This is a genomic window from Microbacterium maritypicum (genome assembly GCF_041529975.1).
Lineage (GTDB): Bacteria > Actinomycetota > Actinomycetes > Actinomycetales > Microbacteriaceae > Microbacterium.
This window is the reverse complement of record NZ_CP168030.1, coordinates 1,143,717-1,162,405: the sequence shown is the minus strand read 5'-3', so window position 1 is coordinate 1,162,405 and position 18,689 is coordinate 1,143,717. Positions and strand designations below refer to the sequence as shown.

Here is an 18,689-nt window from a genome sequence, read left to right as displayed (position 1 = left end):
CCACCGCAGCAGCGCCCGACAGGCCCATACTAACTGACCGCTCGGTCGGTAAAGAAGGGCCATGCGGGCCGGCAACCTGCACGAAGCTCAGCCGAAGATCAGCGGCTTTGCGAGCGTGGCGTCGTCGACCGTGATGCCGGTGATCACCGCGGCGGGGTCTGCCGTCGAGTCGCGATCCAGGCGGAACCGCATGACGACCCCCTCGCGGCTGGACCACTCGTAGAAGTACTCGCCCGACGAGATGATGCGCAGCGCCGTCCCCTCGGGGAAGGCAGCTGCCGCGGCGCTGACCGGATCTCCGATTCGCACACCACCGGCGGACGGAAGCGACGCGCCATCGTGGGTCAGGTCCCCTGCGACGTTCGCGATGCCGACGGAGACTCCGGCGACGACGGTCGACTCGTCCTGCGTCCAGAGCACCAGCGAGGCCGCCCCATCGGCCGAGATCAATCGCGTCGGCGCCCCCGGCCACTCGGGCTCCGCGACCCGAGCTCCGGGCACGGCGGCGATGGCCTCATCGAGCTCGACGCCCAGGCGCACCGGGCCGACCCCCTCCGTCGTGATCTCCCACTCGCTCCAGGGCGCCGCGGCGTCGGCGGCGGGGACGTCCACGGGAACCGGCGGGTTCTCCGTCAGCTCGTCGATCAGCTTCGCCCTCGCCTCGCTCGCGCGATCGCGCAGCTGAGCTGCAGCGGCCTCGGTGTCGAACGCGGGTTCCCCCGTGAAGGGCTGCCACATCTCGACGACCACGTTTCCGACCGAGGAGTAGGTCTTGTAGAGGGAGTGACCGTCGCCGCCCGGGTAGGTGAGGACCAGGGATCCGGCGATGGCGCGGACGCCCCCGTCGCCCTCGGCCGTCGACGAGGCGAAGGAAGAAGGCGCCCCGCCGAAGGTGAACTCACCGCACTGCTCCGCGGCTTGGGCGTACTGGTCCATGCGCGCCGTGGCGGCCGCTTCATCGGCGAACTGCATCACGTGGAGCCAGCCGTCTCGCCCTTCGGAAACGGTCGTCGTCCACGTGACGGACCGTGCACCGATGGAGCCCAGCGAGGCTTCGGCGTAGACCGCGTTGCAGATGGAGGGATCCGGCTCGTAGCCGCCCCCGTCGGACACCTGGATCAGGGAGGGCACCGCCGGGCTGACGTCACCCACATCGGGAAGCAGACCGGAGATCTCCTCGGCACTCAGCAGGAACCAGTCCAGCTCGTCGCCGACGAAGGCGATGGGTCCGGCATACGGGTCGGGAGCCGGGGATTCCGGCGCGGCCGTGGGCTCGGGTGTGGGCGTGGACTGCGGAGTCGGAGCGCACCCGGAAAGAGCCGCCAATGCCCCGACCGCGACCACACCGATCAGGCCCTGCACGAACGTCCTCGACCGCGACATGTCCCACTCCGATCCACACTCGGCGCCGGCATCGGCGCACCCCCGTGCAGCCGAGCCTAGAGCCTCGCCCCGGGCATCTGAGGCGCTCGTTCCACGTCGAGATCAGAATGAGATTCTGCACATGCCGGAGCACGCATATGCGGTGCGATCACCGAGCGTCGGCACGCTGCAGAGCGGCGGCGCCCACGGCCCTGGCCTCGTCCGCGGTGGCGGCCTCGAGCACGGCCTCGGCGGCGCGACGGCACTCCTCCTCAGTCACATCGCGGAGCGCCTCCGCGACTCGTCCGAGCGACCTCGGGGTCATCGAGAGCGAGGTGACCCCGAGCCCCACGAGCACCGGAGCGAGGGTCGGGTCCCCACCCGCCTCTCCGCAGACACCCACCGGCTTCCCCGCCGCACGCCCCGCCGCTCCGACCACGCCGATCAGGCGCAGCACCGCGGGCTGCCACGGATCGTTCAGATCACCCAGGTCGCTGAGCAGCCGATCGGCGGCGAGCGTGTACTGCGCGAGGTCGTTGGTTCCGAGGCTCACGAAGTCGACCACCTCGAACAGCTCGGCGGCGAGAAGTGCCGCCGACGGTGTCTCGATCATGATGCCGACGCGGCCGATCCCCGCCGCACGCGCGAGATCGGCGAACTCCCTGGCCTCTTCGACGGTGGCCACCATCGGGGCCATCACCTCGACCTCGGCCGACTCCTCGGCCGTGGCGAGCGCGAGCGCGCGCAGCTGGTCCGCGAGCAGCTGCGGCCGGCGGCGCGCGATCCGGAGTCCCCGCACGCCGAGCGCCGGATTGTCCTCCTCGTCGGAGTTCGCGAACGGGAGGGGCTTGTCGCTCCCCGCGTCCAGCGTGCGCACGACGACCTTGCGATCGGGGAATGCGGCCAGGACACCGCGGTAGGCGGCGGTCTGCTCCTCGACCGTCGGCGCTTCGGTCCGGTCGAGGAAGCAGAACTCGGTGCGGAACAGGCCGACGCCCTCCGCCCGTGCCGCCGCGGCGTTCACGGCATCCGGAGCACCGCCCACATTCGCCAGCAGGGCCACGCGGTGCCCGTCGGCGAGCCGCCCGGATCCGTCGAACTCGACGACGGTGGCGGCGGCCTGGGCGTCGGCGACGCGGGATGCCGGCGGATCGACCTCGACCGTGCCGCGCCCGCCGTCGACGAGGAGCGTCGAGCCGACCGGGATGCCGACCGCGCCGGTGACGCCGACGACTGCGGGAAGACCGAGCGATCGCGCGATGATCGCGGTGTGCGAAGTCGGCCCGCCCTGCTCGGTGACGAGCGCGACGCAGTGCCCTCCGGTGAGGGCTGCGGTGTCGGCGGGCGCGAGGTCCGTCGCCACGAGCACGAACGGCTCATCGCGCTCGGGCACCCCGGGCATGTCGACCTGCAGGATCTCGGCGATGATCCGGTCCCGCACGTCACGGATGTCGGCGACACGCTCCGCCATCCGGCCTCCCAGCGCAGCCACACCCTTCTCGTGCGCGGCTGCGGTCTCCCAGATCGCGCGCGCCGCACTGCGGCCCTTCGACCGGACGAGCGCCGTCGCCTCCGAGACCAGCTCGGGGTCGGAGGCCAGCAGACGCGACGCATCGAGGATCGCCCTGGTCTCCCCCGTCGCCTGAGACGTCCGTGCGCGCAGCTGATCCGCCACGGCCACGGCGGCCCACTCGATCGCCGAGACCTCGGCGTCGCGGTCGGCCGAAGCGACGACCTCGCCCGCTTCCGGTTCGCCGACCGCCGGCGCGAGGTGCACGAGCGGTGCGGCCACGCGACCGGGACTGACACCGCGGCCCCGCAACACCGCGCCGGACGCGATGACGGGCGCCGGGGCGTCGGAGAGCGGGGCGGTGGATCCCGAGGCCGCCGCAGCCGCCGTCGGTGCTGCTTCGTCCGTCCCCTCGCCGAAGCCGTCGTCGAACAGCGCGGACAGCTTCTCCAGCACCGCGTCGGCTTCCGGGCCGCGCGCGACCAGCTCCAGTTCGTCGCCCTGCCGAGCCCCGAGTATCAGCAGTCGAGAGAGGCTCGCGGCCGGCGCGTCGGGACCGTCGGGTAGACGACGCAGCCGCACATCGGCCCCCGCCGAGGCTTCGGCGATCAGCGCGGCGGGGCGCGCATGGATGCCCAGCGGATTGCGCACGCGCACCCGTCGGACGATCTCCTCGCCGGTCGGCCCCCCATCCTCTGCGACACCGGACGTGGGCTCGGCGTCGGATGACGGCGCCGCGTCGTCAGGCACCCCGAGTTGCCCGGTCTTCACCCCGAGTGCGGCGGTCGCTTCCGCCGCGACCGCGTCCAGCCCGCCCCCCGCCGCGGCGGAGACGACCGCGGCGAGCAGCCCCTCCACGAACGGAGCCGGCACGAGGCGCACGGGCACGTCACTCGCACGCAGCTCGAGTGCGAGCTCGGCACTCAGCACGGCCGATCCGAGATCCATGAGGACCAGGACGCCGTCGCAGTCCGCCGCGAGCTCGTCGATCGCGGCGGCCACCGCCACTGCATCCGTCCCGAGGATCGGCGTGCCGTCGCCGTCCACTCCGGCGCCGGCGGCGACCTGCACGCGCACCCCGCCGCCCTGCACCATCTGCAGGGCAAGCTCCAGGGCCGCCTCCCCGAGCCGTGCACTGTGGGAGACGGCGACTATGCCGATCATCCGGCGCTGCCCTCCACCGCTGCGGCGAGCGTGTCGAACAGGATCGCCGTCGATGCGGCTCCCGGATCGAGGTGCCCGGCGCTGCGTTCGCCGAGATAGCTGGCCCTGCCCTTTCGGGCGACGAGCGGGAGCGTGGCGTCGCGGCCGGCCGCGGCCGCATCCGCTGCGGTCCTCGCGGCATCGACGACAGACGCACCTCCGGCGAGCGCGGTGTCGAGCGCATCGACGGCCGGAGCCATCGCGTCGAACATCGTCTTGTCGCCCGCCTCGGCCTTGCCTCGCGCCACGATGCCGTCGAGTCCTGCGCGCAGGGCGGCGGCGAGCGCCGGCCCGTCGAGCTCCGACACGGCACCGGCCGCCATCCCCATCCGCAGGAAGAACGTGCCGTAGAGCGGCCCGCTCGCCCCGCCCACGGAGCTCACCAGCGTCATGCCCACGGTTTTCAGCAGCTCATCGACCGTGGCCGGAGTGCTCGCCCCGAGCTTCTCGCTCACCGCGCTCATCCCGCGGGCCATGTTCGCGCCGTGGTCGGCGTCGCCGATCGCCGAGTCGAGTTCGGTGAGCCAGTCGCGCTTCTCCGTGACAGCCGCGCCGAAACGGGAGACCCAGTCGGCGAGCACAGCGGTGTCGACAGCCGCCATCACGCACCCCACCGCAGGCCGGGGGTGTTCACCGGGGCGTCCCACAGGCGCAGCAGCTCGTCATCCGCCTTGAGCACCGTGACCGAGCAGCCCGCCATGTCGAGCGAGGTGATGTAGTTGCCGACCAGGTTCCGCGCGATCTGCACCCCGGACTTCTCGAGGATCGCCGCGACCTCGGCGTACATCAGGTACAGCTCGATCAGCGGTGTCGCACCCATGCCGTTGAGCATCACGATTGCGGGGCCTGCGGCATCGATGTCGGCGAGGATCGGCTCCACCAGCTGCCGGGCGATGTCGGATGCCGGAGCGAGCGGTTCGCGATGACGACCGGGCTCACCGTGGATGCCGATGCCGATCTCCATCTGGTCGTCGGGGAGGTCGAAGGTGGGCTTGCCCGCGGCGGGAACCGTGCAGCTGGTGAGCGCCATGCCCATCGAGCGACCCTGGCCGTTGACCTTCTTGGCGAGTTCCACGACAGCGGCGAGGTCGCGGCCCTCTTCCGCGGCGGCACCGACGATCTTCTCGAGCAGCACAGTCAGACCCACGCCGCGGCGACCTGCCGTGTACAGGGAATCCTGCACGGCGACGTCATCGTCCACCGTGATGCTGCCCACCTCGATCCCCTCCATGGAGGCGAGCTCGGCGGCCATCTCGAAGTTCAGCACGTCGCCGGTGTAGTTCTTCACGATGTGGAGCACGCCGGCCCCGCGGTCGACGGCCTTGGTGGCGACCTGGACGCGGTCCGGCGTCGGGGAGGTGAAGACCTCGCCGGCCACGGCGGCATCCAACATCCCGGTGCCGACGAAGCCGCCGTGCAGGGGCTCGTGGCCCGAACCGCCACCGGACACGATGGCGACCTTGCCCTGCGCCTTGGGCGTCGCCCGCGTGATGACGTGGTTCTCCAGGTCGACCGAGAGCTCGGGGTGAGCGAGCGCGACCCCCTTCAGTGATTCGACGAGAACGTCCTCGGGGGCGTTGATGAGCTTCTTCATCGTTCGATCTCCTTTGATCCTCGGGACTTCTTTCGCGAAATCCGAAAGCAATTCGTTAATGTCGAATATGCTCGGACCCTGCCGGGTTGTCAAGATCATCCTGAAGACCGGCACGGCACACGCACCGGCTCGACGACGCACCGGAAGGAGGCTCCCCCGTGATCCAGGCCATCGACCGCGCGGCGAAGATCCTCGAACTGCTCCAGGGAGCACGCCACCTCGGCATCACCGACCTCGCCGCAGCCCTCAGCCTGCCGCCGTCGACCGTGCACGGGATCGTGAAGTCGCTGCGATCGCACGGCCTCGTCGCGAAGGAGCGCGGTGGCCAGCGCTACATGCTCGGGCCGACGCTGCTGCGCCTGAGCAACGTGTACCTCGACACCCTCGACGTGCGCGCGCGGGCCATGCGCTGGACGCAGGAGCTCGCTCGTCGCACCGACCTCTCCGTGCGGCTCGGCGCCCCCCACTTCACCGACGTGCTCGTCATCCACCACAACCTTCGTCCCGACGACAGCCAGCAGATGCTCGAGACCGGCGTCGCCATCCCCGCGCACGCCTCCGCGATGGGCAAGGTGCTGCTCGCCTACGACCAGGGATTCCAGCAGAGCGTCTTCGAGCAGCCGCTGCGCAGCCTCACCGGCGACACGATCACCGACGTCGCCCGCCTCACCCTGGAGCTCCCCGCGATCGCGGAGCGCGGCACCGCGGGCGAATTCGACGAGGCCGTGCTGGGCGAGTCCTCGCTCGCCGCCCCCGTCGCCGACGCCTCGAACGACATCGTCGCGGCGGTCGCGGTCGTGTTGCCGACCTCGCAGACGCCGGCCTCCGACGCCATCATGAACGCGTTGCGCGAGACCGCCAGGAACATCTCGCGGGAACTCGGAGCGACCTCGTGGCCGCCCCGCATCGCGCCCGCCGACGACTGACGCCGGTCCGGCCCTGACTCAGCCGCGCAACGCCAGCGCGAACGGCAGCACCTGAGTCGCACCGGCCTGCCGTAGCACCCGGGCGGCGACCGTCATCGTCCACCGGCTGTCGACCAGGTCGTCCACGAGAAGCACCGGCCCCGCCGGAACGTCGAGGTGCTCGGCACTGAACCGATCCCAGACGCCGCCGAGGCGGAACACGCTGTTGCCGCCCGGCTGCCCGGTAGGACCGCCACCGACCGGTTCGAGCGCTCCGAGATAGGGCAGTCGTCCGACGTCGGCGAGGCCGCGCGCGAGCGAGTCGACGAGCAGCGGATGCGACCGCGACGGCAGGGCGACCACGGCCACCGGCCGCTCGCCCCAGCCCCACCCGGCGAGCACACGGATGCAGGCCTGCAGCAACTGCGGCGTCACCGGGGCATCCGTCGCCCCCGCGGCGAAGAGCTCGCGCAGCGCACCGCCCCACCCGAGATCCGTGAGTCGAGCCAGGGCTCGTCCCTCTCCCGCCTGCTCGTCGGTGGGGATGCGGCCCTTGACCGGCACCTCCAACCGATCGGCACCGGTCGGCCAGGCACGACGAGGTTCGATCGGAACACCGACCCGGTCGAGCGACTCCGCGGCCTGGGTGGTCGCCGACTCCCCGATCTCGCGGGGGAACCATCCGCCCGCGCAGTTGTCGCACCGTCCGCAGGGAGCGGCCGTGTCATCATCGAGCGAGCGCTGCAGGAACTCCATGCGGCATCCGTCGGTCTGCTCGTAGTCGATCATGTGCTGCTGCTCGGCGATGCGCTCGGCGGCGATGCGCTCGTAGCGCTCGGCATCGTACGCCCAGGGCTCGCCCGTCGCGACCCAGCCGCCCTGCACGCGTCGCACCGCACCGTCGACGTCGAGCACCTTGAGCAGCAGCTCGAGCGGCGTCCGCCGGATGTCGACCATCGCCTCGAGTGCCGGTGTCGAGATCGGCGCGTCGCCGAGCGCGCCGATCACCCGCTCCGCCCGTTCCCGGTCGGGCATCGACGCGGTGGCGAAGTAGTGCCAGATATCGCGGTCTTCGACGCCGGGGAGCAGCAGCACGTCGGCGCTCTCGCTCGCTCGACCGGCTCGGCCGACCTGCTGGTAATAGGCCACAGGCGAGGATGGGGCACCGAGGTGCAGGACGAAGCCCAGATCGGGCTTGTCGAACCCCATGCCCAGCGCGCTGGTCGCGACCAGCGCCTTGACCTCGTTACGCTTGAGCATCCCCTCGGACTCCGCGCGCTCGTCGGTGTCGGTCTGCCCGGTGTACGCGCGGACGTCGTGCCCGTGATCACGCAGCAGCCGGGCCGTGTCGACCGCCGCGGCGACGGTCAGCGTGTAGATGATGCCGGACCCCGGCAGATCATCGAGGTGGCTCAGCAGCCAGGCCAGGCGGCTCGCCGAGTCGCGCAGCCGCAGCACGCCGAGACGCAGCGAGGTCCGTGCGAGCGGCCCGCGGATCGTGAGCACGGGCGCCGCGTCACCCTCTACCGTCTCGCCCGCCTGGAGGCTGCCGAGCTGCTCCGCGACATCGGCCACGACCCGACTGTTCGCGGTCGCGGTGGTCGCGAGCACCGGCACGTCCGCCGGCATCTGCGCGATCAGATCACGCAGCCGCCGGTAGTCGGGGCGGAAGTCGTGGCCCCAGTCGCTGATGCAGTGCGCCTCATCGACCACGAGCATCCCGATGCGACGCACGAGCGCCGGCAGCTGCTGCTCGCGGAAGGCCGGGTTGTTGAGCCGCTCGGGTGAGACCAGCAGCACGTCGACCTCGTCGCGATCGAGCTGCGCGAGCACGTCGGACCACTCGTGCGCGTTGGTCGAGTTGATCGCGACCGCGCGCACTCCCGCACGCTCGGCGGCGGCGATCTGGTCGCGCATGAGCGCCAGCAGCGGCGAGACGAGCACGGTCGGTCCCGCGCCCTGACGTCGCAGCAGCAGCGTCGCGACGAAGTACACCGCGGACTTGCCCCATCCCGTGCGCTGCACCACGAGCGCACGCCGGCGCCCTTCGACCAGCGCCTCGATCGCCTCGTACTGGCCGTCGTGGAAGTCGGCGCCCGGTCGGCCGACGAGCTCGCGCAGAGCGGCGAGCGCGGCGCCCCGGGTGTCGGCAGGAGCGAGGGAGGTCATGCCTCCACTCTGCCTCACCCCGCCGACACGACCGGCCCCTCATCCCCAGCCCGCTCGCATCCCGGGCGATCCTCCGTCGTCTAGCGTGAAGGGATGATCACTCGCGAGCTCGCCGTCACCCTTCGAGAGGCCGGACTCGTCTGGCACCCGGCGGAGGGCGACCGTTTCCAGCTCGATCTCCCCGATGAGGTCGAGCTCGAGGCGGAGGCCGAGATCTTCACGGTCAGCGAGATGACGATCGAGGCCAGACAGACCCCGAGCGGCACCGACCTCGCCTTCAACGGCACGACCGAGTGGGCGCTCGACGCGGTGACGCTCGCCGACGCGGTGTGGCTGCCGCGGGAGGATCAGCTGCGCGAGCTGCTGCGCGGCACGTTCCGCTCGCTGTCGCGCGTCGAGGACACCTTCCGGGTCGAGATCGAGATCGCGGACGCCACTTCGGTCTTCGAGCATCCGGATCCGTCCGAAGCATATGGGCGCGCGCTGCTGGCGTTGATCTCCCGCTCACACTGAGCCGCACTCAGGGCCGTCTTGAAACCGGCCATCCGCTGTGTCAGAATTACCTAACGATCGGTCAGTAAAGATGGCCTGATGCCGAGGAGTCGATGATGACCAGTCCCGCAGACCTGTCCCTCGTGGGCGAGATCTCCGATGAGGAACGTCTCTTCGACGAGCTCATCGCGAACGAGCAGCGCATCGAGCCGCGCGACTGGATGCCCGATGCGTACCGCAAGACCCTGGTGCGCCAGATCTCCCAGCACGCGCACTCCGAGATCATCGGCATGCAGCCGGAGGGCAACTGGATCACGCGCGCCCCGAGCCTCAAGCGCAAGGCGATCCTGATGGCCAAGGTGCAGGACGAAGCGGGTCACGGGCTCTACCTCTACTCCGCCGCGCAGACCCTCGGCACCACCCGCGACGAGATGATGGACCAGCTCATCAGCGGCAAAGCCAAGTACTCCTCGATATTCAACTACCCCACGCCCACCTGGGCCGACATGGGCGCGATCGGATGGCTCGTCGACGGCGCCGCGATCTGCAATCAGGTGCCGCTGTGCCGCGCGTCGTACGGCCCCTACGGACGCGCGATGGTGCGGGTGTGCAAGGAGGAGTCGTTCCACCAGCGCCAGGGCTTCGAGATCCTGCTCTCACTCATGCGCGGCACCGACGAGCAGCGCGAGATGGCGCAGGATGCCGTGAACCGCTGGTACTGGCCGAGCCTCGCCATGTTCGGGCCGCCCGATGACCAGTCCCCGAACTCCGCCCAGTCGATGAAGTGGAAGATCAAGCGCTTCACGAACGACGAGCTGCGTCAGCGCTTCGTGGGGATGCTCGTGCCGCAGGCCGAGATCCTCGGCGTCACGCTGCCCGACCCCGAGCTGCGCTTCGACGATGAGACCGGGCAGTACGTGATCGGCGAGATCGACTGGGACGAGTTCTTCGAGGTGCTCCGCGGCAACGGTCCCTGCAACGCCGAGCGGCTCGAGCGCCGTCGCACGGCTCACGAAGACGGCGCCTGGGTGCGCGAGGCCGCGGCCGAGTACGCCCGCAAGCAGTCCCTGAAGAAGAAGGCGGTGGCGTGATGGCGACTCCCGGTGCCGACGAACGCGAACCCTGGCCACTGTGGGAGGTCTTCGTCCGCGCGAACCGCGGGCTGAGCCACGTGCACGTCGGCTCGCTGCATGCGCCGGACGCCGAGATGGCGATCCGCAACGCCCGCGACCTCTACACCCGCCGCGGTGAGGGCGTGTCGATCTGGGTCGCACCGGCCGAGGCGATCACGACGAGCGATCCGGATGCCAAGGGCGCCTACTTCGAGAGCCCCGCCGGCAAGAACTACCGCCATGCCGTGTACTACACGGCCTCCGAGGGGGTGCCGCACCTGTGAGCATCGCACACCCGAACACCGCGCACGAGGACATCGACGTCCACGGCGACGTCCACGGCGACGTCTCGGTCGAGGAGCTCCGCCTCTCGCAGGAGCTCTCGGGCACCGGCGCGGTCGCGGCATCGGCCGACATCGCGGAGTACGCGCTGCGCCTCGGTGACGACGCGCTCATCCTCTCCCAGCAACTCGGCGCCTGGATCTCGCGAGCCCCCGAGCTCGAAGAAGACGTCGCCCTCGGGAACATCGCCCTCGACCTGCTCGGGCACGCGCGCTCCTTCCTGCACTACGCGGGGTCGTACGACGGGCGCAGCGAAGACGACCTGGCCTTCTTCCGCGACGAGCCCGAGTTCCGCTGCGCCTGGATCGTGCAGCAGCCCAACGGCGACTTCGCCCAGACGATCGCCCGGCAGTTCGTGGTGGCCACCTACATGTTCGAGCTGTACTCGGCCCTCCGGGCGAGCAGCGACGAGACGTTCGCGGCGATCGCGGAGAAGTCCCTCAAAGAGGTCGACTACCACCGGGACCACGCGGTGCAGTGGATGCTGCGCCTCGCCGGAGGCACCGAGGAGTCCCGCACCAGGATCGTCCGCGCGATCGGAGACGTCTGGCCGTATGTCGATGAGCTGTTCCGCGACGACGACCTGATCGAGCGTCTCGGTGATGCCGCGGTGCGCCCGTCGAGCCTCCGCGCCGGATTCGACGGCGTGGTCGATACGGTCTTCGCCGAGGCGGAGTTGTCGGTGCCCGCAATCGCGGCATCCTCCGCCGGCGGACGGCAGGGCACCCACGCGACACCCCTCGGCCACATCCTCGCCGAGATGCAGGTGCTCGCACGACGGCATCCGGGGGCGTCATGGTGACGCGGACCCCCACCCAGGATGCCTGGCGCATCGCCGCGGCGGTCCCCGACCCCGAGGTGCCCGTCCTCACGATCGAGGACCTCGGTGTGCTCCGCGCGGTCGAGGCCGACGGTGATCGCGTGCGGGTCGACATCACCCCGACCTACAGCGGCTGCCCGGCGATGGACACGATCCGCGACGACGTCATCCTCGCGCTCACGGCGGCGGGATACGACCGGGTCGAGGTGCGCCTCGTCCTCTCGCCCGCCTGGACGACGGACTGGATGTCGGATGCCGGCAAGGCCAAGCTCGCCGCCTACGGCATCGCCCCGCCGTCCGGCCGCGCCGCGGTGTCGACCGGACCGATCCGGCTCTCGCTGAGCGTGCGCTGCCCGCGTTGCGGCTCCCTCGACACCCGTGAGGTGTCCCACTTCGGCTCCACCTCGTGCAAGGCGCTGTTCGAATGCCGGGCCTGCCTCGAGCCCTTCGACCACTTCAAGGTGCACTGAGATGTCGCTCTTCACGTCCGCGCCGGCATCCGTCCCCCGCGCGACGACCGCCCGCGAGACCGCTCCTCGAAAGCGCGCCCGCTTCCACACGCTCACGGTCGAGGACGTGCGCCCGCTCACCGACGACGCGGTCGAGGTCACGTTCACGGTGCCCGCCGCGCTCGCGGACGAGTACGACCACCTGCCCGGACAGTACGTCGCCCTGCGCACGACGCTCGACGGGGTCGAGGTGCGGCGCTCCTACTCGCTGTGCCGCGCGCCGGAGCACCGCGACGACGGGCAGGACACGCGCCTCAGCGTCGCAGTGAAGCGCGATGAGGGCGGGCTCTTCTCGACCTGGGCGCAGACCGGGCTCCAGCCCGGATTCGAGATCGACGTGATGAGCCCGCAGGGCACGTTCACCTCGGCGCTTCCCGACCTCGACGACCGGCACGTGGTCGGGATCGCCGCGGGCTCCGGCATCACGCCGCTGATGGCTCTCGCCCACACGGTGCTCACCCGGTCGGACACGTCGCGGTTCACCCTGCTGTACACGAACCGCGCCACGCTCGACGTGATGTTCCTGGAGGACCTCGCCGACCTCAAGGACCGGTATCCGACGCGACTCGTGCTGCACCATGTGCTCTCCCGCGAGCAGCGGGCGGCCCCGGTGCTCTCGGGCCGGATCGACGAGGAGAAGCTGCGGACGATCCTCGGCACGCTCATCCCTCCGGCCACCGTCGACGAGTGGTTCCTCTGCGGACCGCTCGCCCTGGTCGACCTCTGCCGCGAGGTGCTGGCCGATGTCGGCGTCGACCGCTCGCACATCCGCTTCGAGCTCTTCACGACCGGCGACGAGCCCGCGCGCGCGGCCCGTCCGGTGCAGGTGCGGGCCGGCGAGAAGACCGTGCGGATCGAGGTCACCCTCGACGGTGTCTCATCGACGGTCGAGAGCCCGGTCGATGCGCACGAGTCGGTACTGAACGCCGCCCTGCGCGTGCGCCCCGATGCGCCCTTCGCCTGTGCGGGCGGGGTCTGCGGCACCTGCCGAGCACGCGTGCTCGAGGGCAGCGTCACGATGACCGAGAACTACGCCCTGGAGCCGGACGAGCTCGAACGCGGGTTCGTCCTCACCTGCCAGTCCCACCCGACCAGCGACCGTGTGGTCGTCGACTACGACGTCTGACCAGGAGCCCCCATGATCGACCTCACCGTCGCCGACGATGTCGCGACGATCGTGCTGAATGCGCCGGCGAAGCTCAATGCTCTCGACGAGCGGGCGCTGGCCGAGTTGGATGCCGCCTACGAGGCCGCGGAGGTCGCGGGCGTGCGCGCGCTGGTACTCCGCGGTGAGGGGCGTGCGTTCTGCGCCGGCCGGGACATCTCGGGCGTCGACCCGCGCGACGACGACGTGCTCGGCTACCTCGGTGGGCTCGTCACCCCGCTGCTGCAGCGGATGGCGCGGTTCCCTGCGCCGACCTTCGCGGTCGCGCACGGCGCCTGCCTCGGGGTGGGACTCGGCCTGTTGATCGCGACCGATGTCGTCTACGTCGCCGAGTCCGCGAAGATCGGCTCCCCGTTCGCCGCGCTCGGTGCGACGCTCGACTCCGGCGGTCATGCGCTGTTCCTCGACCGCCTCGGGGCCCACAAGACGCTCGACCTCATCTACACCGGACGTCTGATGAGCGGGGCCGAGGCCGTGTCCTCGGGCCTCTTCTCGCGGGTCTTCCCTGACGACGAGGTCGTCCAGGCGACGACGGACGCCGCCGCGACGGCCGCCCGCGGCGCCACGGCGGCGTTCCTGGCGAGCAAGGAGCTGATCGCGCGCATCCGCGACGAGCGACTCGCGCTGTGGGATGCGGTCCGCATCGAGAACGCGGCGCAGGCCGCCCTGTGCGACACCGATGACTATCGCGAAGGGTTCGCCGCCTTCCAGGAGAAGCGCAAGCCGGAGTTCCGCGGGCGCTGAGACCCGACACCGACCCGATGTCCGAGGCCGGTGCGAGAATGCTCGGATGAAGCTCGCAGAGCTCGTCACCACGACCGACCGCGTCGGCGCCACGTCGTCCCGGCTCGCCAAGATCGATGCCCTCGCCGAGCTCCTCGCGCGCGCCGACCCCTCCGAGCTCCCGATCGTCATGGGTCTCCTCCTCGCGTCACCGCGCCAGGGCAGGCTGGGCGTCGGCTGGCGCGGGCTCTCGGCCATCGAGATCGCCCACGCCGACGAATCCACCCTGACGGTCGGTGATGTCGATGACTCGCTCGATGCCCTCGCCTCGACGTCCGGTTCGGGCTCGGCGGCGGGCCGCACCGGCATCCTCGTCGATCTCGGCTCGCGAGCGACCGCCGCCGAATGGGACTTCCTGGTGCGGGCGATGCTCGGTGAGCTCCGCACCGGCGCTCTGTCGGGCGTGCTCCTCGACGCGATCGCCCGGGCGTCCGACCGTCCGGCGGCCGTCGTCCGACGCGCGGCGATGCTGTCGGGCGACCTCGGCGAGACCGCGCGCATCGCCCTCACAGGCGCACCCGACGACCTCGAGGCGGTCGGGCTTCAGGTGGGGCGTCCGGTGCTGCCGATGCTGGCATCGACCGCGGCGAGCGCATCGGAGGCCCTGCAGGTCACCGGCGAAGCGTCCGTCGAATACAAGCTCGACGGTGCCCGCATCCAGGTGCATCGCCACGGCGACGAGGTCGGTGTCTACACGCGGAGCCTCGCCGACATCACCCACCGGGTGCCCGAGATCGTGGAGATCGTGCGGTCGCTGCCGGTGCACGACGTCATCCTCGACGGCGAGACACTGTCGCTCGACGAAGACGGCGGGCCGCGCCCGTTCCAGGAGACCATGTCGCGGTTCGGGGCCGAGGTCTCGCGGGAGCTCGTTCTGCGGCCTTGGTTCTTCGACATGCTGCATGTCGACGGACGCGACCTGCTCGACGAGCCGCTCTCGACACGGCTGGCCGAGCTGGAACGCGTGGCCGGCCAATGGCGGATGCCCGGCATCGTCACGGCCGATGCCGATGCCGCCGAGCAGCTGTCGCACGATGCCCTCGCCGCCGGGCACGAGGGGGTCGTGGTCAAGGCGATCGACGCCCCCTACGCCGCCGGGCGCCGCGGCAAGTCGTGGGTCAAGGTCAAGCCGGTGCTGACCTTCGACCTGGTGGTCCTGGGCGCCGAGTGGGGCTCGGGGCGTCGTCGGGGCTGGCTCTCGAACCTGCACCTCGGCGCGCGCGACCCCGACGGCGAGTTCGGCGACCCCGGCGGATTCGTCATGGTGGGCAAGACGTTCAAAGGACTCACCGACGAGCTGCTGCGGTGGCAGACCGCCGAGTTCCCCGAGCACGAGTCGCACCGCACGGCATCCACCGTTTTCGTGCGCCCCGACATCGTCGTCGAGATCGCGATCGACGGTGTGCAGCGCTCTCCGCGGTATCCGGGCGGCATCGCGCTGCGCTTCGCCCGGGTGAAGGGCTACCGTCCGGACAAGACCGCGGCCGAAGCCGACACGATCCAGACGCTGCAGTCGCTGCTGCGGGGTTGACCCGAGGGAGCCGCGGTTCAGGCCGAGGGCGCGAGGCCCAGATCTTCTTCGCGCACCGTGCCCTGGAACGACCACGGGAAGTTGATCCACAGGTCGGTGTCCTTCCAGGCGAAGTCGGGCTGGATGATCGTCGAAGGCTTGGTGTAGATCGTGACCGACCGCACGTCGGCACCCTTCTCCTGCAGCAGCTGCACGGCCAGCGCGAGCGTGCGCCCGGAGTCGGCCACATCGTCGACGAGCAGCACCCGGCGGCCGTCGAGATACGCCATGTCGAGCTCGGGCGGAAGCACCTCGGGCGCTTCGAGCACCGTGCCGATGCCGGTGTAGAACTCGACGTTGATCGCGCCGCAGTTCTTGGCACCGAGCCCGTAGGCGATGGCACCGGCCGGGAGCAACCCGCCGCGGGCGATCGCCACCACCACCTCCGGTTCGAAGCCGGTGGCGAGGATGCTCCGCGCCAGCTCCCGTGTCGCCGCTCCGAAGCCGTCCCAGGTCAGTGTCTCGCGCTCGAGCGCCGCATCCGTCATCTCTGCATTCTCCCGCATCCCGCGGTGCTTCCTCGCCGGTAGACTGAGCGGGTCCGGCCCGGCCGGTGCCTGAAAAAGAGGCACGAAGCACTTCGCGAAGACGCGGAGGCGAGACACATACGGATCCCGCAGTTCCTCCGTCCCTGTCTCGAAAGGCCTTCGCATGCCCACCGTCTCCGCGCACGTCGCCCTCACCCTCGCCCAGCACATCGACTCGGTCTTCGGCGTGATGGGCAACGGCAACGCCTACTTCCTCGACGCCATCGAGACGCAGACGGATGCCTCCTTCACCGCCGTCCGTCACGAGCAGGGGGCCGTGGTCGCCGCCGACGCCCACTTCCGCGCGTCCGGGCGCATCGCCGCCGGCACCTCGACGTACGGCGCCGGATTCACCAACACCCTGACCGCCCTCGCCGAGGCCGTGCAGGCGCACGTCCCGCTCGTGCTCGTGGTCGGCGACGAGCCCACGTCCGGCCCGCGCCCGTGGGACGTCGACCAGATCGCCCTCGCCTCGGCCGTCGGCGCCCGCACCTATACGGTCGGCCGAGCGGATGCCGCGGCCACGACGATCATCGCCATCGAGCACGCGCTGACCTATCGCGTCCCGGTCGTCCTCGCCATCCCCTACGACGTCGCGGCGCTCGAAGCCGGCGAGGTTCCGGCGGCCCCGTCGCCACGGGTGCCCGCTCCGCTCGCGCCGCGCGGGGAGTTCGCCGACGGGATGCTCGACGAGATCGCTGATGCTCTGCGCACCGCCCGGCGACCCTTCCTCCTGGGAGGTCGCGGCGCGTGGCTCTCCGGTGCCGGCGCCGCGCTGGGCGAGCTCGCCGCGGCGACCGGCGCATTGACGGCGTCCTCGGCTCTCGGCCGGGGCATCTTCCCCGATACGCGGTACGACCTGGGCGTCACCGGCGGCTTCGGTGCGGACGGCGCGATGGACCTCGTGCGCACAGCCGATGTCGCCGTGGTGTTCGGCGCCTCCCTGAACCAGTTCACGATGCGGTTCGGCGAACTCTTCGCGCCGGGGACGCGGGTCTTCCAGGTCGACATCGCCCCCGCCGCCACCCATGCCCACGTCGGCGGGTTCGTACGCGCGGACGCCCGCCTGGCCGCCGAGGCTCTCGTGTCCCGGCTCGGTGGTTCCCTGTCGTCGAGCCCGTGGCGGGAGAGCGTCGACGTCGCCGCGGCCCGAGCGTACGACGCCGGTGACGACCTCGCCGCCGACGGACGCCTCGACCCGCGATCGGCCGCCCGTCGTATCGCGGAACTGCTCCCCGAGAATCGTGTCGTGGTGTCCGACGGCGGCCACTTCATCGGCTGGGCGAACATGTACTGGCCGGTCGCCGCGCCCGATCGCATGATGATGATCGGCACCGCGTTCCAGTCCATCGGGCAGGGCTGGCCGAGCGTCGTCGGGGCCGCTCTGGCTCGGCGCGAATCGACCGTCGTACTCACCTCCGGCGACGGCGGCGGACTGATGGCGATCGCCGACCTCGAATCTGCGGTCCGCGCGGCCGGCGGCCGGGGCATGGCCGTCGTCTGGAACGACGCGGCATACGGCGCCGAAGTGAACCTGTACGGGCTCAAGGGCCTCGCCGAGGGCCCGATGCGCATCCCCGAGGTGGACTTCGCCGCCTTCGGCGCGGCCGTCGGAGCCGAGGGCGTCGTCGTGCGCACGCTCGCCGACCTCGACCGCCTCGAGAGCTGGACCGCCGAGGATCCCTCCACCCGCCGCTTCCTGCTCCTCGACCTGCGCATCTCCGGGGACGTCATCGCGCCGTACCAGCAGGAGATCATCCGCGTGAACTCCTGACGCGACTGGCAGACTCGGATGATGCCGGGTCTTCATCACGTCGAACTGTGGGTCGCCGACCTCGATGCCGTGCGCACGGAATGGCGCTGGATCCTCGATCGTCTGGGCTTCACCCTCGACAGCGAGTGGGCCGACGGCGAATCCTGGGCTGCGGGCGGGACCTACCTCACCTTCACGACCTCTCCGAATCTGTCGGATGCCGGGCACGACCGCCGGCGCGCCGGGCTCAACCATCTGGCGTTCCACGGTGGCGACCCCGCTTCCGTGGATGCGCTCATGTCCGAGGCCCCGGCGCACGGCTGGCACCCGCTCTATTCCGAGCGTTACCCGCACGCCGGCGGCGAGCAGCACTACGCGGGCTGGCTCGAGAATGCCGCGGGCTTCAAGGTCGAGGTGGTCGCCGACACCACGTCGACGCCGGCGACCACCACCGCCTAGGCCTGGGCGCCGTAGTCAGGCAGCTCCTGCAGCGTCCAGCTGTTGCCGTCGGGGTCGTCGAAAGAAACGAAACGCCCCCAGTCCATGTCTTCGACGCCTCGTGCGTCGACGCCGAGGCCCTGCAGATGCGCCAGCGCCTCGTCGGCGTCGGGCACCACGACCTGGATCGTGTTCTGCTGCCCCGGCTCGAGATCGATGCCGAGGCCGGTGCCGAAGGCGATCGAGCAGGCCGAACCCGGTGGAGTCATCTGCACGAACCGCAGCCCCTCCACGGGCGTCTGGTCGTGGTCGGCGTGGAAGCCGATCTTCTCGTAGAAGGCCTTCGACCGGTCGACATCCGAGACCGGGACGAAGATGAGTTCGATCTTCCAATCCATCACGTGCTCCTCCTGTCGGGCGCCGTCGCCCATCGGC

At 70.8% G+C, this 18,689-nt stretch carries 18 protein-coding genes and 1 pseudogene; 11 read left to right on the top strand and 8 right to left on the bottom strand.

Features of this window, described 5'->3' with window-relative positions:
• Nucleotides 1-87 precede the first annotated feature (87 nt).
• From ACCO44_RS05560 to dhaK, 5 genes and pseudogenes are all read right to left on the bottom strand, one after another.
• Nucleotides 88-1,383, bottom strand: coding sequence for a hypothetical protein (locus ACCO44_RS05560; protein WP_372468816.1), 1,296 nt, complete (start codon nucleotides 1,381-1,383; stop codon nucleotides 88-90).
• 148 nt (nucleotides 1,384-1,531) lie between these two features.
• Nucleotides 1,532-3,202, bottom strand: coding sequence for a phosphoenolpyruvate--protein phosphotransferase (gene ptsP, locus ACCO44_RS05555; protein WP_372469449.1), 1,671 nt, complete (start codon nucleotides 3,200-3,202; stop codon nucleotides 1,532-1,534).
• A gap of 108 nt (nucleotides 3,203-3,310) precedes the next feature.
• Nucleotides 3,311-4,036 (bottom strand): annotated as a pseudogene (locus tag ACCO44_RS05550) (HPr family phosphocarrier protein); the annotation flags it as partial.
• Nucleotides 4,033-4,677, bottom strand: a complete 645-nt coding sequence (dhaL, locus tag ACCO44_RS05545; RefSeq protein WP_105711884.1) for a dihydroxyacetone kinase subunit DhaL — start codon at nucleotides 4,675-4,677, stop codon at nucleotides 4,033-4,035. The pseudogene ACCO44_RS05550 and the gene dhaL, both read right to left, overlap by 4 nt.
• Nucleotides 4,677-5,669 (bottom strand): dihydroxyacetone kinase subunit DhaK, encoded by a 993-nt coding sequence (gene dhaK, locus ACCO44_RS05540; protein ID WP_029262361.1) that lies wholly within the window; start codon nucleotides 5,667-5,669, stop codon nucleotides 4,677-4,679. Before dhaK ends, dhaL begins: the two co-directional genes overlap by 1 nt.
• Before the next feature lie 158 nt (nucleotides 5,670-5,827).
• On the opposite strand from dhaK, the gene ACCO44_RS05535 reads away from it, so the two are divergent.
• The gene (locus ACCO44_RS05535) at nucleotides 5,828-6,595 is read left to right on the top strand and encodes an IclR family transcriptional regulator (RefSeq protein WP_091034617.1); all 768 of its coding nucleotides are present in this window, start codon (nucleotides 5,828-5,830) and stop codon (nucleotides 6,593-6,595) included.
• A gap of 18 nt (nucleotides 6,596-6,613) precedes the next feature.
• Here ACCO44_RS05535 and ACCO44_RS05530 read toward each other — a convergent pair whose 3' ends face one another.
• A complete protein-coding gene (locus tag ACCO44_RS05530; RefSeq protein ID WP_372468814.1) occupies nucleotides 6,614-8,743 on the bottom strand; it encodes a RecQ family ATP-dependent DNA helicase in 2,130 nt (709 codons plus the stop codon).
• A gap of 93 nt (nucleotides 8,744-8,836) precedes the next feature.
• On the opposite strand from ACCO44_RS05530, the gene ACCO44_RS05525 reads away from it, so the two are divergent.
• The 8 genes from ACCO44_RS05525 to ACCO44_RS05490 all read left to right on the top strand — a co-directional run bounded on the left by ACCO44_RS05525 (nucleotide 8,837) and on the right by ACCO44_RS05490 (nucleotide 15,497).
• Nucleotides 8,837-9,256 carry a hypothetical protein gene (locus ACCO44_RS05525; protein ID WP_029262357.1) on the top strand — a complete coding sequence of 140 codons (420 nt, stop codon included), beginning with the start codon at nucleotides 8,837-8,839 and terminating at the stop codon, nucleotides 9,254-9,256.
• A gap of 95 nt (nucleotides 9,257-9,351) precedes the next feature.
• Nucleotides 9,352-10,326 (top strand): 1,2-phenylacetyl-CoA epoxidase subunit PaaA, encoded by a 975-nt coding sequence (paaA, locus tag ACCO44_RS05520; protein ID WP_372468813.1) that lies wholly within the window; start codon nucleotides 9,352-9,354, stop codon nucleotides 10,324-10,326.
• Nucleotides 10,326-10,631, top strand: coding sequence for a 1,2-phenylacetyl-CoA epoxidase subunit PaaB (gene paaB / locus ACCO44_RS05515; RefSeq protein WP_029262355.1), 306 nt, complete (start codon nucleotides 10,326-10,328; stop codon nucleotides 10,629-10,631). Before paaA ends, paaB begins: the two co-directional genes overlap by 1 nt.
• Nucleotides 10,628-11,491, top strand: coding sequence for a 1,2-phenylacetyl-CoA epoxidase subunit PaaC (paaC, locus tag ACCO44_RS05510; protein WP_372468812.1), 864 nt, complete (start codon nucleotides 10,628-10,630; stop codon nucleotides 11,489-11,491). Before paaB ends, paaC begins: the two co-directional genes overlap by 4 nt.
• Nucleotides 11,485-11,979: a 1,2-phenylacetyl-CoA epoxidase subunit PaaD gene (gene paaD / locus ACCO44_RS05505; RefSeq protein WP_372468811.1), complete on the top strand. Its 495-nt coding sequence runs from the start codon at nucleotides 11,485-11,487 to the stop codon at nucleotides 11,977-11,979. Before paaC ends, paaD begins: the two co-directional genes overlap by 7 nt.
• A 1-nt stretch (nucleotide 11,980) precedes the next feature.
• Entirely contained in the window at nucleotides 11,981-13,144 is a 1,164-nt protein-coding gene (gene paaE, locus ACCO44_RS05500; protein ID WP_372468809.1) for a 1,2-phenylacetyl-CoA epoxidase subunit PaaE, read from the top strand.
• A 12-nt stretch (nucleotides 13,145-13,156) separates the two neighbouring features.
• Entirely contained in the window at nucleotides 13,157-13,927 is a 771-nt protein-coding gene (locus ACCO44_RS05495; RefSeq protein ID WP_372468807.1) for an enoyl-CoA hydratase/isomerase family protein, read from the top strand.
• Nucleotides 13,928-13,973: 46 nt separating this feature from the next.
• Nucleotides 13,974-15,497, top strand: coding sequence for an ATP-dependent DNA ligase (locus ACCO44_RS05490; RefSeq protein ID WP_372468806.1), 1,524 nt, complete (start codon nucleotides 13,974-13,976; stop codon nucleotides 15,495-15,497).
• Between the two features lie 17 nt (nucleotides 15,498-15,514).
• On the opposite strand, the gene ACCO44_RS05485 is transcribed toward ACCO44_RS05490, so the two are convergent.
• Nucleotides 15,515-16,024, bottom strand: a complete 510-nt coding sequence (locus tag ACCO44_RS05485) for a phosphoribosyltransferase (protein WP_372468803.1) — start codon at nucleotides 16,022-16,024, stop codon at nucleotides 15,515-15,517.
• Between the two features lie 163 nt (nucleotides 16,025-16,187).
• Here ACCO44_RS05485 and ACCO44_RS05480 point away from each other — a divergent pair, with 163 nt between their 5' ends.
• Both ACCO44_RS05480 and ACCO44_RS05475 read left to right on the top strand, forming a co-directional pair.
• Nucleotides 16,188-17,837, top strand: a complete 1,650-nt coding sequence (locus tag ACCO44_RS05480; RefSeq protein ID WP_372468802.1) for a thiamine pyrophosphate-binding protein — start codon at nucleotides 16,188-16,190, stop codon at nucleotides 17,835-17,837.
• 21 nt (nucleotides 17,838-17,858) lie between these two features.
• Nucleotides 17,859-18,275: a VOC family protein gene (locus tag ACCO44_RS05475; protein ID WP_372468801.1), complete on the top strand. Its 417-nt coding sequence runs from the start codon at nucleotides 17,859-17,861 to the stop codon at nucleotides 18,273-18,275.
• On the opposite strand, the gene ACCO44_RS05470 is transcribed toward ACCO44_RS05475, so the two are convergent.
• Nucleotides 18,272-18,652: a VOC family protein gene (locus ACCO44_RS05470; protein ID WP_372469448.1), complete on the bottom strand. Its 381-nt coding sequence runs from the start codon at nucleotides 18,650-18,652 to the stop codon at nucleotides 18,272-18,274. The genes ACCO44_RS05475 and ACCO44_RS05470 overlap by 4 nt on opposite strands.
• Nucleotides 18,653-18,689: the final 37 nt, after the last annotated feature.

What these genes read in the sequence shown, in the direction of transcription:
- paaB (WP_029262355.1), top strand. Translation starts at nt 10,326, where the DNA reads ATGGCGACTCCCGGTGCCGACGAACGCGAACCCTGGCCACTGTGGGAG.
- ACCO44_RS05530 (WP_372468814.1), bottom strand. Translation starts at nt 8,743, where the DNA reads ATGACCTCCCTCGCTCCTGCCGACACCCGGGGCGCCGCGCTCGCCGCT.
- paaD (WP_372468811.1), top strand. Translation starts at nt 11,485, where the DNA reads ATGGTGACGCGGACCCCCACCCAGGATGCCTGGCGCATCGCCGCGGCG.
- ACCO44_RS05560 (WP_372468816.1), bottom strand. Translation starts at nt 1,383, where the DNA reads ATGTCGCGGTCGAGGACGTTCGTGCAGGGCCTGATCGGTGTGGTCGCG.
- paaE (WP_372468809.1), top strand. Translation starts at nt 11,981, where the DNA reads ATGTCGCTCTTCACGTCCGCGCCGGCATCCGTCCCCCGCGCGACGACC.
- ACCO44_RS05495 (WP_372468807.1), top strand. Translation starts at nt 13,157, where the DNA reads ATGATCGACCTCACCGTCGCCGACGATGTCGCGACGATCGTGCTGAAT.
- dhaL (WP_105711884.1), bottom strand. Translation starts at nt 4,677, where the DNA reads ATGGCGGCTGTCGACACCGCTGTGCTCGCCGACTGGGTCTCCCGTTTC.
- ACCO44_RS05485 (WP_372468803.1), bottom strand. Translation starts at nt 16,024, where the DNA reads ATGACGGATGCGGCGCTCGAGCGCGAGACACTGACCTGGGACGGCTTC.
- ACCO44_RS05525 (WP_029262357.1), top strand. Translation starts at nt 8,837, where the DNA reads ATGATCACTCGCGAGCTCGCCGTCACCCTTCGAGAGGCCGGACTCGTC.
- ACCO44_RS05480 (WP_372468802.1), top strand. Translation starts at nt 16,188, where the DNA reads ATGCCCACCGTCTCCGCGCACGTCGCCCTCACCCTCGCCCAGCACATC.
- paaA (WP_372468813.1), top strand. Translation starts at nt 9,352, where the DNA reads ATGACCAGTCCCGCAGACCTGTCCCTCGTGGGCGAGATCTCCGATGAG.
- ACCO44_RS05470 (WP_372469448.1), bottom strand. Translation starts at nt 18,652, where the DNA reads ATGGATTGGAAGATCGAACTCATCTTCGTCCCGGTCTCGGATGTCGAC.
- ACCO44_RS05490 (WP_372468806.1), top strand. Translation starts at nt 13,974, where the DNA reads ATGAAGCTCGCAGAGCTCGTCACCACGACCGACCGCGTCGGCGCCACG.
- ACCO44_RS05475 (WP_372468801.1), top strand. Translation starts at nt 17,859, where the DNA reads ATGCCGGGTCTTCATCACGTCGAACTGTGGGTCGCCGACCTCGATGCC.
- dhaK (WP_029262361.1), bottom strand. Translation starts at nt 5,669, where the DNA reads ATGAAGAAGCTCATCAACGCCCCCGAGGACGTTCTCGTCGAATCACTG.